This is a genomic window from Heliomarina baculiformis, from assembly GCF_019966545.1.
Taxonomy (GTDB): domain Bacteria; phylum Pseudomonadota; class Alphaproteobacteria; order Rhodobacterales; family Rhodobacteraceae; genus Heliomarina; species Heliomarina baculiformis.
In genome coordinates this window covers 552,612-566,783 of the sequence record NZ_JAIMIC010000002.1, presented here as the reverse complement: position 1 = coordinate 566,783, position 14,172 = coordinate 552,612, and the positions used below count along the sequence as shown (strand labels likewise).

Sequence of the window (14,172 nt, the reverse complement as noted above, 5' to 3'; positions counted from 1 at the left end):
TACGGCTTGTGCACGGGCTGTGCATCGCTGCTGCACGGGCCTGAAACCGCGCGTCACTACCGGCCGCTGCGTTAACCCTCGCGGGTCTTTACCCTTCCCCGCCTTCCCGGTTAACAGGGCGGACGGTCCACCGCTCAACCCTTGCGAGCGACCTGCCCCCGATATAGTTTTGTCAGACACAAGCAAAGGAAAGCTCTGGTGCCCCACATCCCCGCGATAACCGGAACCGGTGTCTTTACACCCGAACAGGTCATTACCAACGCGGAACTGGTCACCGCTTTCAACGCCTATGCCGAGCGGTACAATGCCGAACACGCGGATGAGATCGCCGCAGGCACGCTGGAGGCAAAAGCCCCCTCTTCCGAGGAATTCATCGTCAAGGCCTCGGGGATCGAACAGCGCTACGTGATTGATAAATCAGGCATTCTCGACCCGACCCGCATGTATCCCGCGCTGCGTCAACGCAGCGACGACGAACCATCGCTGATGGCGGAAATGGCGCTGGACGCCGCGCAAAAGGCGCTGGCGATGGCCGGTCGCAAGGGCGAAGACATCGATCTGGTGATCTGCGCCGCCTCTAACATGGAACGCGCTTATCCGGCGGTGGCGGTGGAAATTCAAAGCCTTATCGGCGCGGGCGGCTTTGCCTTCGACATGAACGTGGCCTGTTCCTCGGCAACCTTCGGGATTCAGGCCGCCGCCGACATGGTCCGCGCGGGCTCGGCCCACCGGGCACTGGTGGTCAATCCGGAAATCTGCTCGGGCCACCTGGAATGGCGCGACCGCGACTGCCATTTCATCTTTGGCGATGTCGCAACCGCGACGATCATCGAACCCGCCGACGAAGCCAAGGACGGCTATTTCGAAATCCGCTCGACCCGTTGCGCCACGGAGTTCTCCAATAACATTCGCAATAACAACGGCTTCTTGCGCCGCTCGCGCCCCGATGGCGTGGCCGACCGCCGGGACATGCAGTTCATGCAGAACGGCCGGAAAGTCTTCAAGGAAGTCGTGCCCATGGTCAGCCAGCACATCATGTCCCACCTCGGGGAGGAACATGTCGAGCCGGACCAGCTGAAACGACTCTGGCTGCATCAGGCCAACAAATCCATGAACGATTTCATCGGCCGCAAGGTTCTGGGACGCGAACCCGCCCCCGGAGAACAACCCAATATCCTTCAGGATTACGCCAATACCTCCTCTGCTGGATCGATCATCGCCTTTGCTAAGAATTCCGAGGATTTCGCCGAAGGCGATCTGGGCCTGATCTGCTCTTTCGGCGCCGGCTATTCCGTGGGCTCGGTGCTTCTAGAGCGCCACGGTTAATATCGCCTGAAGAGAACGTCCCGTGGCGAAACTGTTTTTCAATTATTCCACGATGAATGCTGGCAAATCGACGATTCTGCTGCAAGCATCCCACAACTACCGCGAAAGCGGCATGGAAACCTACCTGCTGACGGCCCGCATAGACAACCGCGCCGGCACCGGGAGGATCGCATCGCGTATCGGTATCGCACAAGAGGCAGACCTTTTTTCCCCGGGCGACGATCTGTTCGAGCGGATCTCAAAACAGCTCGCAGCCGGCCCGGTCGCCTGTATCTTTGTCGACGAGGCCCAGTTCCTCGAACCCGCGCAGGTCTGGCAACTTGCCCGCGTGGTCGATGACCTGAAACTGCCGGTATTGGCCTATGGGCTGAGAGTGGACTTCAAAGGAGAGCTCTTCCCCGGCTCCGCCACCCTCCTGGCGCTTGCCGACGAAATGAGAGAAGTCCGCACGATCTGCAAATGCGGGCGCAAAGCGACGATGGTCATCCGCCAGGACGAAAATGGACGGGCCATCCTCGAAGGCGCTCAGGTCCAGATCGGCGGCAACGAAACCTACGTCTCCCTATGCAGGCGTCACTGGCGCGAAGCCGTCGGCGACACCGCAGAACGCGGTCGTCATACAAGCTGATATCTCGGCGCTTTCCGTATTTTTAACGAGAAGAAGTAAAAGAGCATCCTCATCTTCTTCTCGTCTTCAAATACGGAAAGCGGAACATCTCAATACATGCAAGGCCGGCGTTCAGTGCAGGCGGCCGCCGCTCGGCACATTCTGATCCGGGCCGATGAGAACGACTTCGCCCTCTTCATCCGGCAGGCCGAGGACCAGCACTTCGGACATGAAACGACCGATCTGGCGCGGCGGGAAGTTGACCACGGCCAGGACCTGTTTGCCGATCAAGCCTTCGGGTTCGTAATGTGTGGTAATCTGGGCAGCGGACTTGCGCTCACCGATGTCACCACCGAAATCGACCCATAGCTTAATTGCCGGTTTACGCGCTTCGGGATAGGGTTCGGCGCGGGTGATCGTGCCGACGCGCACATCCACCTTAAGGAAGTCATCGAAATCTATTTCAGCCACGGGAAAGCTCCTTGGACCTGTCGGCGGCCGCCGCAACCGCTTTTTTCAGCAATGGAGGGAAACCGGTCTGTTCATCCATAAGGACTTCGAGCGCCGCCTGTGTCGTCCCGTTCGGGCTGGTGACATTGATGCGCAGCTGCGCCGGGGTTTCCTCGGCATCTTCGGCCAGGGCACCGGCCCCGGCGACGGTGGCGCGGGCCAGCTGCAGCGCAAGATCCGGCGACAGGCCCTGCGCCTCGCCCGCGGCGGCCAGCGTTTCGATCAGGTGAAAGACATAGGCCGGGCCGGAGCCGCTGACCCCTGTCACCGCATCCATCTGGCTTTCACTTTCCAGCCGGACGACCTGACCGACCGCGCTCAGCAGACCTTCGGCGAGGTCGAGCGATTTCGCATCTGTCTTGTCGTTGCCGATGATCGCGCTGATGCCGCGTCCGACGGCGGCCGGTGTGTTCGGCATGGCGCGGATGATCGGCGTGTTTTCTCCAAGGATTGCTTCGAAAGCCGAAAGCGGCGTTCCGGCTGCGACGGAGACGAAAAGGGTCGTACCGTTACCGAGAGCCTTCATCGACGGCAGCGCCTCGCCCATCATCTGGGGTTTGACGGCGATAAGGACAATGGCAGGATCCTCGGGCAGATCAGCATTCACATGCACACCCTGTGCCTTGACCCAATCGGAGGGGTTTGGATCCAGCACCCAGACGGATGTTGCTGGAAGCCCCTGCTTGAGCCAGCCGGCCAGCATTGCCGAACCCATCTTGCCGCAGCCCAGGAGCACGAGCCCCCGCGCTGCAATTTCCGACATATCCATTTGCGTGCCTTCCTGTTGCCGTTTCCGGCGGAAGGTTTACGCGCGGCCGTAAGCCTCTGCAATGGCGACCTGCATCGCCTCTTTCGCAGAGCGGTCTCCCCAGACCATCAGCTGGATCGCGGGGTAATAGCGTTCCGACGCGCCGACGGCCGTGTTGATCAGCGTGTCAATCTGTTCGGGGCTGGCCATCTGGCCGCCGCTGAGGACAAGCCCGTAGCGGTAGACCATCAGTTTCTGCTCCGCCCAGTAGGTAAAGGCGCCCGCCCAGCACGCATCATTCATGTGGTTCAAAAGTTCGTAGAGCGGCTGGACCTTGTCTTCGGGCGGTTCCATTTCAAAGGTGCAGACCATCCGCAGGGTCTCGTCGAAACCCGACCATGCAAGGGTGATCGAATAGGTTCGCCACTGGCCTTCGACCGCCATGGCGATCTGGTCATCCCCGATGCGATCGAAATCCCAGTTGTGGTGTTCTGCCAGATGCTCGACGATGTCGATGGGGTGAATGTCTTCTTCCAGGTAATGTTCGGAAAGGGCCATGGTGCCACCTCATGATCTCTAGCGGCGTAGTTTTTGAACCTACAAACGCTAGGTAGCTGCTCTACGGACCGGGGCGACCCCCCGTGCCCGTACTAGATATGGTGGGCGGCAACGCACATTCTGGCAACCCCCTATTTTGGGGATCACTGCAATAAGTTGTGGACATGTTGGAAAACGCTCAATATCTCGGCCGGGCAAGCCTCGGGCCGGACCGCGCGGATATGCCAATGACATTTTGACCCGGCGGGAAGCCGGGCTTCGTCATGGAATCGGTGCGTCTCAGTTCTTGATCTTGGCTTCCAGCGCGGCAATCCGGGCCGAAAGCGCATCGTTTTCCTCGCGCGCCTTCTGGGCCATCGCGCGGACGGCGTCGAATTCCTCGCGGGTCACAAAGTTGCGATCCGCCAGCCAGCGATCCATCATGCCTTTCATCGCTGTCTCAGCTTCGTCCCGCGCGCCTTGCGCCACGCCCATCGCATTGGTCATGAGTTGCGAGATATCGTCGAAAATCTTGTTACGGGTCTGCATCTGTCATCTCCGGGTTGTTAACGCCTATATGGGCCTTCGAACCCGTCGCGGCAAGGTTGACTTGCCCAGAGGAGCAAAGGCAAGAGACGCGCATGAAAGCCCTGATCGAATTTCCCGATATCTCCCCCGACCTGCTGTCCGTTACGATTGGCGGCTTTGAGCTTGCCCTGCGCTGGTACGCGCTGGCTTATATTGTCGGCATCCTCATCGCCTGGGGGCTGGCGGTGCGGGCTGTGCGGCGGCCCTCGCTCTGGCCGCGTGAAACGCCCCCGACGACCCCGAAACAGATCGAGGACATGTTGTTCTATCTGGTGCTGGGCATCATCCTTGGCGGGCGGCTTGGCTTCGTGCTCTTTTACCAACCCGGCTATTACCTTTCCAATCCGGGTGAAATCCTTCGGGTCTGGCAGGGCGGCATGTCCTTTCACGGTGGCATGATCGGGGTTCTGGTCGCTGCGTGGCTCTTCACCGCGCGCCACAAGATCGACCGCCTGAGCGCGGCAGACCTGATCGCCCATGCAGTGCCGCCGGGTCTGCTGCTGGGGCGGCTGGCCAATTTCATCAATGCAGAGCTTTGGGGCCGTCCGACCGACCTGCCCTGGGGCGTCGCTTTTCCAGGGGTGGCCGCGCAGGACTGCGGACAGGTTGCCGAGTTATGTGCCCGCCACCCCTCGCAGCTTTACGAAGCGGCACTCGAAGGCTTGCTGCTGGGCGCCGTTCTGCTCTGGCTTGCCTATCGTCGGGGGGCATTTCACCGTCCCGGTCTGGTGATGGGCGTTTTCTTTGCCGGCTACGGACTGGCGCGTTTCATTGTCGAGGTCTTTCGCCAGCCGGATGCGCAATTCGTCTCACCGGGTAATCCGCTGGGGCTGGCCTGGCAAATCGGCGAGTATGGCCTGACGATGGGGCAGATCCTTTCTCTGCCGATGATCGCGCTGGGGCTTTATTTCGCACTGCGGGCCAAAAGGCCTGCGCGATGAGCCTTCTCGACATCATTACCGCCCGCATCCGCGGCGATGGGCCGATCAGCATCGCCGACTATATGGCAGATTGCCTGTTGCACCCGACCTATGGGTATTACGTGACGCGCGACCCGCTGGGCGCTGCGGGCGATTTCACCACCGCGCCCGAGATCAGCCAGATGTTCGGTGAACTGATCGGGCTGTCGCTGGCGCAGGCATGGATGGATCAGGGCTGCCCCGCGCCCTTTACCCTCGCGGAACTGGGGCCCGGTCGTGGGACGCTGATGCAGGACGCGCTGCGCGCCGCGTCGAAAGTGCCGGGATTTGCGACCGCCCTGCGACTTGTGCTGGTCGAGGCCTCGCCGGTTCTGCGACAGGCGCAGGCAAAGCGTCTGGCCAGCTATGCTCCAACCTGGATCGAGTCCGTGGCAGACCTTCCTGAGGCGCCGCTGTTCCTTATCGCGAACGAGTTTTACGACGCCCTTCCTTTGCGCCAGTTTCATCGGGCCGAGGAAGGCTGGAGGGAGTGCCGCGTTGGGCTGAAGGGCGATGAGCTGACGCTTGGGCTGGCCGGGGCGGCGGCGCAACCGGCGCTTGATCACCGGCTTGAGGATACAAAGCCCGGCGACATCGTGGAATTCTCTCCGGCCGCAACATCTGTAACCGAGACGATTGCCAGCCGCATCGCCGCGCATGGAGGGGCCGCGCTGATCGTGGATTACGGCGACTGGCATTCGCTGGGCGATACCGTGCAGGCGCTGAAAGATCACGAACCGCGCCCCATTCTGCATAGGCCCGGAGAGGCGGATCTGACCGCCCATGTGGATTTCGAGACCATCGCGCTGGCCGCCCGCGCAGAGGGGTGCGCTCACAGCCGGCTGGCTCCGCAGGGCGTGTTCCTCGAACGGTTGGGAATTACGCAGCGGGCCGAGGCATTGGCACGTGGAGCGGGCGACAAGGCGCTGTCCGAGATCACCGCCGCACATCGCCGGTTGACGCACCCTGCAGAAATGGGAAACCTGTTCAAAGTGATGGGATTGTTTCCCGTTACCGCGCCACCGCCGCCGGGACTTACCGTATGACTCTGGAAATTCTCACCGCCGAGCCGCTGGCGCCGTTGCGCCACGGCTTCTTTACGCGCAAGGGCGGCGCGTCTTCGGGGATATTCTCGGGGCTGAACTGCGGCAACGGGTCCTCGGACCAGACCGATATCGTGAGCATCAACCGGCATCGGGTGGCCGACGCCATGGGCGTTTCTCCCGACTATCTGGTCGGCGTCCATCAGGCGCATACGGCGGATGTGATAACGGTCACCGGCCCACTCGATGAAATACCGCGCGCAGATGCGATGGTCAGCGCCACGCCCGGCGTTGCGCTTGCCGTTCTGACGGCAGATTGCCAGCCCGTGCTCTTTGCCGACCATGAGGCCGGCGTGATCGGCGCGGCCCATGCCGGATGGCGCGGGGCGCTTGACGGGGTGCTCGAGGCGACGCTGGACGCGATGGAAAGCGTTGGCGCGAATCGCGAAGATATCAACGCCGTGATCGGCCCGTCGATCAGCCAGCGGGCCTATGAGGTCGGGCCGGAATTCCTTGACGATTTCATGGCCGAAGACCCGCAGAATTCCCGTTTCTTCGCGGGTGGTGAAGGCGACAGGATGATGTTCGACCTGCCCGCCTACGGGCTGCACCGCTTGCGCAGCGCGGGAATAGGCCACGCGGAATGGACCCGGCACTGCACCTACTCCGACGCGGACAGGTTCTATTCCTACCGGCGCAGCACTCATCGCAGCGAAGCCGATTACGGGCGGCTGATCTCGGTCATCCGGCTTTGATAGGATTCCCCCGCGGGGGATTCGTCGCAAATGTGGCAAAGCTTGACGAGGACTCTCGGCAATCTCGTGCCACCTCGCGATCTCCGAATTTTTGCCGAATTGAATCTCTCAACGATTCCAGTGCACTTGCTGCAGGCTGACCGAGATTTTGGCCCGCAAGGAAAATTTCAGGTTTCTCCCAAAAGCCGCCATATCTCTGCCTCAAACAGGCGCGAGATTAACCAAGACGCACCGGACAACAGAGAACGCGAACGGATGCGCCGCGACAAACGAGGAGAGACAGAATGAAAAACAATAACCGTTTCATCAAATCCGTTGTCGCAGCAGCGCGCAATTCGGAAACTTCCCTGCCCTGGTCACGCGGGTCAAACCGCGCTGCCATGATCGCCCGTCGCGCCAAGGTGGAGACGTCGAAACAACGCTCTGCCTGACGAACTCACGAAATACGCCCAACCAACCGGACGATGCCCCAAACTATCCGGCTGGCTTAGATGCCCGTCCTGTCAGTTTTTGACAGGGCGGGTATCGTTTTTTCAGGGGCCGCTTTCGCTGACGATGGCCCAAGAGATTCGCTTGTCCATACACAACCAGCGAAAGATTGCCGATTAATTCATCGCAAATGTGGCGGGATTGAAAAGCCAGTGGGGACAATAACGAAAGTCACCTCGGGTATTGTTTGCGCACAAACACCAATAACAATCAGTCTTTGACAAATTAAGCGAAATACCGCCATTTAACCTGTGTAGCAGATCAATACGTTAATACGTCGATTTGTCGTTGTCGGTGGGGGCCGGCGCAGATCTGACCCAAAAGAAAAGGGCCGGAACAAATGACTCTCCCCACATCGCTTTCCCTGGCGGCGCATCGTGCCGTGCAGACTGCCTCTCCCGATATGAACAATCCGGCCGACCTTCGCGATAAACCTCGTCAGCAGCTCCGCCGCTACGAAGTCACCTCGCTCTTGCCGGATGGGTCGTTTACCGAAGCGCGCCACATCGCCCCTGCCCTGCCCCTGTTCGAAGACGCTTTTTGCGCCTTTTCGCGCGGTGCGCTGATCCCCACCGTATCCGGCCATATCGCGGTCGAGGATCTGCTACCCGGAGACGAGATCATTTCAGCCGAAGGCTCGGTTCAGAAACTGCTCTGGAAAGGCAGCACGACGCTGGTGCCCGGACGTCCCGGCCCGCAGGGACGCAACATGCGCCTGACCCGCTTCATGGCGGATGCCTTTGGCATGCAGCGCCCGCTATCCGATGTCGTGGTCGGCAGCGCTGCCCGCGTCCTTTACACACCGCCGCACCTTCGCAACGCCCATGACAGCGGCCACAAGCTAACTCTGGCACAGGAATTCGTCGACGGGATGAGCGCGATCGAAACCGCGCCCCCGACGCCGGTTGAACTGTTCCACCTCTGTGTAAAGCGTCACTGCACTATCCGTATCGGCGGTCTGGAGTTCGAAACCTACCACCCCGGCACCGGCGCGGCGCGCTCCACCAGCCAGCAGATGCGCAGCATCTTCTTCAACCTTTTCCCGCATATCGAACATTTCGGGGATTTCGGGCCGCTCGCCTTTGAGCGCTCGGACGAGGATCTGCACGGCTCGGGAGCGATGATCGCCTGACTTCAAGTCTTTGGCACAGCCAAGCAGCCGCCCCCACGGGGCGGCTGTCTGCGTTTTCAGGCGTCGCGGTTCAGCCGTTCTTCGAGCACGTCAAAGGGAACGCCCGGCTCGTCCTTGGCCACGCGGATCACCAGCGATGTCTTGACGCTTGCCACGTTGGCCGTGGTCAGCAGCTCACCGGTCAGAAAGCTCTGAAAACTGGAAAGATCCGGCGCCACGCATTTCAGGATGAAATCGACCTCGCCGTTCAGCATGTGGCATTCACGGACAAGCGGCCACTTGCGGCAGCGCGCCTCGAAAGCCGACAATTCGGATTCGGCCTGGCTGTCGAGCCCGACCATCGCAAAGACCTGCACCTCGAATCCCAGTTCGCGGGCGTTCACATCGGCATGATAGCCGCCGATCAGCCCGGATTCCTCGAGCGTGCGCACACGACGCAGGCATGGCGGGGCAGAGATACCGACGCGTCTGGCCAGTTCCACGTTGGTCATTCGTCCGTCGTCTTGCAACTCGGAGAGTATTTTGCGATCAATCGGGTCAAGTCTTGTCGTGACCATTCGGCGCTCCTGAATTTGCATTTGTTATAGCAGCGTCCCAATTGGGCGCAATAATATTTCGTCTGATTGAAATTATATCAGCCAATTCCGAAATTTTGCCAAACCGTTGAGCAAATCGACCTCGCGGAATTGGGGGTTTAAGCGCGCAGCCCCCGTCGTTATATCGCAATGAACCGGGCTGACTTTTGCGGCTCATCGCATTTTTCGGGGGTTCCCATGGCAACGTCGCGTCATACCAAAGTTCTTATCATAGGGTCCGGACCGGCCGGCTATACGGCGGGCGTCTATGCCTCGCGGGCCATGCTGTCGCCCATCCTTGTGCAGGGCATCGAGCCCGGCGGTCAGCTGACCACCACGACCGAGGTCGAAAACTGGCCCGGCGATACCGAGGTTCAGGGCCCCGACCTGATGGTCCGGATGGAGGCCCATGCCAAGGCGATGGGCTGCGAGATCATCGGCGATATCATCACCGATCTGGATCTGTCGAGACGCCCCTTCACCGCCACGGGCGACAGCGGCACGACCTATACCGCCGACGCGGTGATCCTTGCCACCGGTGCGCGGGCCAAGTGGCTTGGCCTGCCCTCCGAGGACAAATTCAAGGGCTTTGGCGTGTCCGCCTGTGCGACCTGTGACGGGTTCTTTTATCGCGGTCAGGAAATCGTGGTGATCGGCGGCGGCAACACGGCCGTCGAAGAGGCGCTGTTCCTGACCAACTTCGCCTCGAAGGTGACGCTGATCCACCGCCGCGACGAACTGCGCGCGGAAAAGATCCTGCAGGACCGTCTGGCCAAGAATCCCAAGATCGAACCGCTGTGGTTCCACCAGCTCGAAGAGGTCGTGGGCACCGACAGCCCGCTTGGCGTGGAAGCGGTGAAAGTAAAACATGTAAAGACCGGCGAGATCACCGAGATCCCGACCAAGGGCGTCTTTGTCGCGATCGGCCACGCCCCCGCCTCGGAACTGGTGCAGGGCCAGTTGGAGCTGCATCACGGTGGCTATGTCAAAACCAACCCCGGCAGCACGGAAACCTCGGTGCCGGGTGTCTTTGCCGCAGGCGATCTGACCGACCATGTCTATCGTCAGGCCGTGACCAGCGCGGGCATGGGCTGCATGGCGGCGCTGGATGCCGAACGGTTTCTGGCCGCACAGGGCGATACCGAAGGCAAGGACATGACCGAGCCATTGGGCTATGGCGCACCGGTCGCCGAATAAGCGCCGCGCCCCGCTTGACGAACAAGACGGCCCGGACCAAGGTCCGGGCTAAACTTGAACGGAGCCCCCCTTTGAAAAGCCGCTGGCAAGGCAATCTGGCAACGCGGCTGCGCATGGCGTCGGGACTTGTGCTCTTTACCTATGCCTTGTTCCACTTTCTGAACATCGGGCTTGGCCTCTTCTCATCCGAGCTGATGGAAAGAGCGCAGGACTGGCGGCAAGTCATCACCCGAAGCTGGCCGGGAACGATCCTGATTTACGGCGCGCTGCTCACACATGCCGGCCTCGCGCTTTACAAGCTGGCGCGGCGCAGCACGCTGCGCATGCCGCTTTGGGAAGCCCTGCAGATTGCGCTTGGCCTGCTCATCCCGATCCTGCTTATCGCGCATATTGTATATACTCGTTTCGCGCATGAACTGTTCGGCGTGAACGACGATTTCGCTTATCTGGTAACGCTGATCTTCGGCTCGACCGACGCATGGCTGCAGTCGCTCTTGCTGCTGATCGTCTGGGTGCATGCCTGTATCGGATTGAATTTCTGGCTTCGCGCAGAGCTGTGGTGGCGACGGTTGCGTCCGGTGCTGACATCGCTTTCAGTTCTCATCCCCGGCTTTGCGCTGGTCGGGTTCCTGACCGAAGGACGGCGCGCCGTCACGCGCATTGCCGATCCGGAAACACGTGCCGCGGTGATCGCGCGTACCAACTGGCCCGATTCCGATGCAATGGCCGCACTGCTACGGATCGAGAATATCATCACCGTGATCTTCTGGGTCCTGCTTGCTGCGGCGGCGGGTACCTACCTTGTGCGCAAGTTGCTGCGGCGGCGCAAATCAGTGCGGATCAGCTATGTCAACGGGCCGGAAATCGTTTCGCCAAAGGGGCCGACCCTGCTTGAGATGTCGCGCGCCAACGGAGTCGCTCATACCTCGCTTTGCGGTGGACGTGGCCGCTGCACCACCTGCCGTGTTCTGGTGGAGGACGGGGCGGACGATCTGGAACCGCCCAGCGAAGCGGAAAAACGCAGCCTTGCCGCCGTCGGCGCCGCGCCAGGGATGCGGCTGGCCTGCCAGACCCGGCCTAAGGCGCCGCTTACCGTCTATCGCGTGTTCCGTCCGGACGGCAAACGCCGCCGCGCCCATGCGAGCCAGGGGCAGGAACGGCGCATGGCGATCCTCTTCCTTGATATTCGGGGGTTTACGGCCCGGACCACGGGGCAGCTGCCCTATGACGTGGTGTTCCTGCTCAACCGTTTTTTTGATGCCATTGTCCCCGCGATCACCGCAAATGGCGGCGTCGTGGACAAATACCTTGGCGACGGGCTGCTTGCACTGTTCGAAACGCCGGATGAAGCAAGCTCGGCGCAGGCGGCACTGGCGGCAACGACCCGCATCGGCGAAGCCCTTGAAGAGTTCAACCGGACGCTGGCCGAGGAAGGCGCGCCAGAGGTGCGGATCGGCATCGGTCTGCATCTTGGCGAGGTCGTTCTGGGCGAGATCGGGGCAGCCGGAAATGCGCCGCGCACGATCATCGGAGAAACGGTCAACGCGGCCAGCAGGCTCGAATCAATGACAAAGGAACTGGGTGTCGAAGTTCTTGTTTCAGCTCCGGTCCTGACCAGTGCCGGGATCGAAACGGACCATCTGGACATGGTCAAACTGGCGCTGCGCGGAGTAAACCAGCCGGTCCCGTCCCTTGCCGTGACGCGCGCATCTCATTTGCAAAGCGCCCTCACCCCGACCAATTAAGCCAAAATTTACTCAATTTCCTCGATAGCGACAAAATCCTCTGGCGGCCCTAGACTTTGGCTGCTGACTGAGGCTATGCGCTGCGCGACCGTATATTAGCGGCCAGCCCGTAGACGCAAAAGCGAAAGTTTCCACATGACCATGCTTAGCAATCTAGCTCCTATCCCCGAGCTATATGTTTCATACGACTCCGCGCAGAAACTTAAGGTTGAAGCGGGTGAGTTGAAAAGTCTTGATCTTACCCCGCGCCAGATCTGCGATCTCGAATTGCTTATGAACGGCGGATTTAATCCGCTCAAAGGTTTTTTGACCGAAGAAGATTACAATGGCGTCGTCGAAGACATGCGCCTTGCCGACGGTACGCTGTGGCCGATGCCGATCAACCTCGACGTGTCGGAGAAATTTGCCGAAACCCTGGAAATCGGTGAAGACATCGCGCTGCGCGACCAGGAAGGCGTGATCCTTGCGACCATGACCGTCACCGACCGCTGGGCGCCCGACAAAGCGCGCGAGGCGGAAAAGGTGTTCGGTGCCGATGACAGCGCCCACCCTGCCGTGAACTACCTCCACAACCAGGCGGGCAAGATTTATCTGGGTGGCCCGGTCACCGGCATCCAGCAGCCGATCCATTACGATTTCCGCGCCCGCCGCGACACGCCGAACGAGCTGCGCGCCTATTTCCGCAAGGTTGGCTGGCGTCGCATTGTGGCATTCCAGACCCGCAACCCCCTGCACCGTGCGCACCAGGAACTGACCTTCCGCGCCGCCAAGGAAGCGCAGGCCAACCTGCTGATCCACCCGGTTGTCGGCATGACCAAACCCGGCGACGTCGATCACTTTACCCGCGTGCGCTGCTATGAGGCCGTGCTCGACAAGTATCCGGCGGCTACCACCAGCATGTCCCTGCTGAACCTTGCCATGCGCATGGCAGGTCCGCGCGAAGCGGTCTGGCACGGGCTGATCCGCAAGAACCACGGCTGCACACATTTTATCGTCGGCCGCGACCACGCAGGCCCGGGCAAGAATTCGGCAGGCGAGGATTTCTATGGCCCCTATGATGCGCAGGATCTGTTCCGCAAGCATCAGGACGAGATCGGCGTCGAGATGGTCGATTTCAAACACATGGTCTGGGTGCAGGAACGCGCTCAATACGAGCCGATGGACGAGATCGAGGACAAGGACAACGTCACGATCCTGAACATCTCGGGCACCGAGCTGCGCCGCCGTCTGGCCGAGGGTCTGGAGATTCCGGAATGGTTCTCCTTCCCCGAGGTCGTGAACGAGCTGCGCCGCACCAAGCCGCCGCGCTCCAAGCAGGGCTTTACCGTCTTCTTCACCGGCTTTTCGGGTTCAGGCAAATCCACCATCGCGAACGCGCTGATGGTCAAGCTGATGGAGATGGGTGGCCGTCCGGTCACGCTTCTCGATGGTGATATCGTGCGCAAGAACCTGTCTTCGGAACTCGGGTTCTCGAAAGAGCACCGCGACCTGAACATTCGCCGGATCGGCTATGTTGCCTCGGAGATCACAAAGAACGGCGGTATCGCGATCTGCGCGCCGATCGCCCCCTATGCCACGACCCGCCGGGCCGTTCGCGAGGATGTGGAATCCTTTGGCGCCTTTGTGGAAGTGCACGTGGCGACCTCGATCGAGGAATGCGAGCGCCGTGACCGCAAGGGGCTCTACAAGCTGGCCCGCGAGGGCAAGATCAAGGAGTTCACCGGGATTTCGGACCCCTATGACGTGCCGGAAAACCCGGAACTCCGCGTCGAAACCGAAGGCACCGACGTCGACAACTGCGCGCATCAGGTGCTTCTCAAGCTTGAGAACATGGGTCTGATCGCGGTCTGACGCGGAAAGCCCTGTCCAATCGCGCCACCTGTGGTGGCGCGATGCCTCCGGCGGGGATATTTTAAGACCCAAAGAAGCAGGGGCGGTGTCGAAGGCGGCACCGTATTGTG

15 protein-coding genes are annotated in these 14,172 nt (G+C 60.8%); 10 read left to right on the top strand and 5 right to left on the bottom strand.

Annotation, left to right across the window (positions count from 1 at the left end; translation table 11 throughout):
• The first annotated feature begins 198 nt into the window (after positions 1 to 198).
• On the top strand, positions 199 to 1,326 hold the full coding sequence (locus MF268_RS06360) for a beta-ketoacyl-ACP synthase III (RefSeq protein ID WP_238370043.1): 1,128 nt from the start codon (positions 199 to 201) through the stop codon (positions 1,324 to 1,326).
• Positions 1,327 to 1,348: 22 nt separating this feature from the next.
• Entirely contained in the window at positions 1,349 to 1,954 is a 606-nt protein-coding gene (locus MF268_RS06355; RefSeq protein ID WP_238370042.1) for a thymidine kinase, read from the top strand.
• 111 nt (positions 1,955 to 2,065) lie between these two features.
• Here the strand turns inward: MF268_RS06355 and MF268_RS06350 are convergent, their stop codons facing one another.
• From MF268_RS06350 to MF268_RS06335, 4 genes are all read right to left on the bottom strand, one after another.
• Positions 2,066 to 2,404 carry a tRNA-binding protein gene (locus MF268_RS06350; protein WP_238370041.1) on the bottom strand — a complete coding sequence of 113 codons (339 nt, stop codon included), beginning with the start codon at positions 2,402 to 2,404 and terminating at the stop codon, positions 2,066 to 2,068.
• A complete protein-coding gene (gene proC / locus MF268_RS06345) occupies positions 2,397 to 3,212 on the bottom strand; it encodes a pyrroline-5-carboxylate reductase (protein WP_238370040.1) in 816 nt (271 codons plus the stop codon). The genes MF268_RS06350 and proC overlap by 8 nt, the downstream gene beginning before the upstream one ends.
• Before the next feature lie 36 nt (positions 3,213 to 3,248).
• Complete coding sequence (locus MF268_RS06340; protein ID WP_238370039.1) at positions 3,249 to 3,749, bottom strand: type III secretion system chaperone family protein; 501 nt, start codon at positions 3,747 to 3,749, stop codon at positions 3,249 to 3,251.
• 279 nt (positions 3,750 to 4,028) lie between these two features.
• Positions 4,029 to 4,277, bottom strand: a complete 249-nt coding sequence (locus MF268_RS06335) for an accessory factor UbiK family protein (RefSeq protein ID WP_238370038.1) — start codon at positions 4,275 to 4,277, stop codon at positions 4,029 to 4,031.
• Positions 4,278 to 4,369: 92 nt separating this feature from the next.
• Here MF268_RS06335 and lgt point away from each other — a divergent pair, with 92 nt between their 5' ends.
• The 5 genes from lgt to MF268_RS06310 all read left to right on the top strand — a co-directional run bounded on the left by lgt (position 4,370) and on the right by MF268_RS06310 (position 8,694).
• Positions 4,370 to 5,257 carry a prolipoprotein diacylglyceryl transferase gene (lgt, locus tag MF268_RS06330; protein ID WP_238370037.1) on the top strand — a complete coding sequence of 296 codons (888 nt, stop codon included), beginning with the start codon at positions 4,370 to 4,372 and terminating at the stop codon, positions 5,255 to 5,257.
• Positions 5,254 to 6,321, top strand: coding sequence for a class I SAM-dependent methyltransferase (locus tag MF268_RS06325; RefSeq protein WP_238370036.1), 1,068 nt, complete (start codon positions 5,254 to 5,256; stop codon positions 6,319 to 6,321). The genes lgt and MF268_RS06325 overlap by 4 nt, the downstream gene beginning before the upstream one ends.
• Positions 6,318 to 7,073: a peptidoglycan editing factor PgeF gene (pgeF, locus tag MF268_RS06320; protein WP_238370035.1), complete on the top strand. Its 756-nt coding sequence runs from the start codon at positions 6,318 to 6,320 to the stop codon at positions 7,071 to 7,073. The genes MF268_RS06325 and pgeF overlap by 4 nt, the downstream gene beginning before the upstream one ends.
• A 284-nt stretch (positions 7,074 to 7,357) precedes the next feature.
• A complete protein-coding gene (locus MF268_RS06315) occupies positions 7,358 to 7,504 on the top strand; it encodes a hypothetical protein (RefSeq protein WP_238370034.1) in 147 nt (48 codons plus the stop codon).
• A gap of 398 nt (positions 7,505 to 7,902) precedes the next feature.
• Positions 7,903 to 8,694: a Hint domain-containing protein gene (locus MF268_RS06310; RefSeq protein WP_088634811.1), complete on the top strand. Its 792-nt coding sequence runs from the start codon at positions 7,903 to 7,905 to the stop codon at positions 8,692 to 8,694.
• A 56-nt stretch (positions 8,695 to 8,750) separates the two neighbouring features.
• Here the strand turns inward: MF268_RS06310 and MF268_RS06305 are convergent, their stop codons facing one another.
• Positions 8,751 to 9,251 (bottom strand): Lrp/AsnC family transcriptional regulator, encoded by a 501-nt coding sequence (locus tag MF268_RS06305; RefSeq protein ID WP_088634812.1) that lies wholly within the window; start codon positions 9,249 to 9,251, stop codon positions 8,751 to 8,753.
• A 216-nt stretch (positions 9,252 to 9,467) separates the two neighbouring features.
• Between MF268_RS06305 and trxB the strand changes: the two genes are divergently transcribed.
• The 3 genes from trxB to MF268_RS06290 all read left to right on the top strand — a co-directional run bounded on the left by trxB (position 9,468) and on the right by MF268_RS06290 (position 14,062).
• Entirely contained in the window at positions 9,468 to 10,466 is a 999-nt protein-coding gene (trxB, locus tag MF268_RS06300) for a thioredoxin-disulfide reductase (RefSeq protein WP_238370033.1), read from the top strand.
• Positions 10,467 to 10,579: 113 nt separating this feature from the next.
• Complete coding sequence (locus tag MF268_RS06295) at positions 10,580 to 12,211, top strand: adenylate/guanylate cyclase domain-containing protein (protein WP_238370218.1); 1,632 nt, start codon at positions 10,580 to 10,582, stop codon at positions 12,209 to 12,211.
• Positions 12,212 to 12,346: 135 nt separating this feature from the next.
• Positions 12,347 to 14,062, top strand: coding sequence for a bifunctional sulfate adenylyltransferase/adenylylsulfate kinase (locus tag MF268_RS06290; protein WP_238370032.1), 1,716 nt, complete (start codon positions 12,347 to 12,349; stop codon positions 14,060 to 14,062).
• The last annotated feature ends 110 nt before the right edge of the window (positions 14,063 to 14,172 follow it).

Excerpts from the sequence above, each read along its gene's own strand:
- proC (WP_238370040.1), bottom strand. The coding sequence starts at position 3,212 with ATGGATATGTCGGAAATTGCAGCGCGGGGGCTCGTGCTCCTGGGCTGC.
- MF268_RS06340 (WP_238370039.1), bottom strand. The coding sequence starts at position 3,749 with ATGGCCCTTTCCGAACATTACCTGGAAGAAGACATTCACCCCATCGAC.
- MF268_RS06335 (WP_238370038.1), bottom strand. The coding sequence starts at position 4,277 with ATGCAGACCCGTAACAAGATTTTCGACGATATCTCGCAACTCATGACC.
- lgt (WP_238370037.1), top strand. The coding sequence starts at position 4,370 with ATGAAAGCCCTGATCGAATTTCCCGATATCTCCCCCGACCTGCTGTCC.
- MF268_RS06325 (WP_238370036.1), top strand. The coding sequence starts at position 5,254 with ATGAGCCTTCTCGACATCATTACCGCCCGCATCCGCGGCGATGGGCCG.
- pgeF (WP_238370035.1), top strand. The coding sequence starts at position 6,318 with ATGACTCTGGAAATTCTCACCGCCGAGCCGCTGGCGCCGTTGCGCCAC.
- MF268_RS06315 (WP_238370034.1), top strand. The coding sequence starts at position 7,358 with ATGAAAAACAATAACCGTTTCATCAAATCCGTTGTCGCAGCAGCGCGC.
- MF268_RS06310 (WP_088634811.1), top strand. The coding sequence starts at position 7,903 with ATGACTCTCCCCACATCGCTTTCCCTGGCGGCGCATCGTGCCGTGCAG.
- MF268_RS06305 (WP_088634812.1), bottom strand. The coding sequence starts at position 9,251 with ATGGTCACGACAAGACTTGACCCGATTGATCGCAAAATACTCTCCGAG.
- trxB (WP_238370033.1), top strand. The coding sequence starts at position 9,468 with ATGGCAACGTCGCGTCATACCAAAGTTCTTATCATAGGGTCCGGACCG.
- MF268_RS06295 (WP_238370218.1), top strand. The coding sequence starts at position 10,580 with ATGGCGTCGGGACTTGTGCTCTTTACCTATGCCTTGTTCCACTTTCTG.
- MF268_RS06290 (WP_238370032.1), top strand. The coding sequence starts at position 12,347 with ATGACCATGCTTAGCAATCTAGCTCCTATCCCCGAGCTATATGTTTCA.